This is a genomic window from Acinetobacter amyesii (assembly GCF_023499985.1).
In the GTDB taxonomy this organism is placed as follows: Bacteria; Pseudomonadota; Gammaproteobacteria; order Pseudomonadales; family Moraxellaceae; genus Acinetobacter; species Acinetobacter amyesii.
On record NZ_JAMCOU010000011.1, the window covers coordinates 1 to 854 of the forward strand.

Here is an 854-nt window from a genome sequence, read left to right on the forward strand (position 1 = left end):
CCTTGCGCAGCACCAAGCTTGTCCGCTAATGGATCAAGAACAGTGTGATAGTTTTCACCTGAACCAACACCACGACCGCCTGAAACAACAATACGCGCAGCTGTTAATTCTGGACGTTCAGATTTCACGATTTCTTCAGAAACGAACTTAGAAATACCAGCATCACCAGTAGATGCAACAGNTTCAACTGCAGCAGAGCCNCCTTCGCTTGCAACAGCATCAAATGCAGTACCACGAACAGTCGCAACTACAACAGACTCGCCAGACTCTACAGTTGCAATCGCGTTGCCTGCATAGATTGGACGTTTGAAAGTTTTAGGACCTTCAACAGCAATGATGTCAGTGATCATGCTTACGTCAAGTAGCGCAGCAGCACGTGGAAGTACGTTTTTGCCCGTTGTCGTAGAAGCAGCAAGGATGTGAGTGTAACCCGCACCGATAGAAGCAACTAATTTAGCAACGTTTTCAGCCAATTGATTAGCATAAGCAGCGTCGTCAGCAAGTAATACTTTGCTTACACCCGCAACTTTAGCTGCTTGGTCTGCAACTGCTTGAGCGCCTGAACCAGCTACTAATACAGTGATATCACCACCGATTTTTTGCGCTGCAGCAACAACGTTAAGAGTTGCACCATTTAGTGCTTTGTTGTCGTGCTCAGCGATAACTAAAATACTCATGATTTTTATCCTTCTGTATTAGATCACTTTCGCTTCGTTTTTCAATTTATCTACAAGCTCGTCTACAGACTTCACTTGTACGCCCGCTTTACGTTCTGCAGGAGCTTCAACTTTAACAGTTTTAAGCTTAGTTGCAGGTGAAACGCCATAATCAGCAGGTGACTTAGTATCAAGCGG

Annotated in this window: 1 protein-coding gene and 1 pseudogene; both read right to left on the reverse strand. The window is 45.1% G+C overall.

What is annotated here, in order from left to right; all coding sequences use genetic code 11:
* The coding region (locus M5F03_RS01380) for an electron transfer flavoprotein subunit alpha (RefSeq protein WP_249706095.1) at positions 1 to 677 on the reverse strand (677 nt) is incomplete at its 3' end.
* 18 nt (positions 678 to 695) lie between these two features.
* Positions 696 to 854 (reverse strand): annotated as a pseudogene (locus M5F03_RS01385) (electron transfer flavoprotein subunit beta/FixA family protein); the annotation flags it as partial.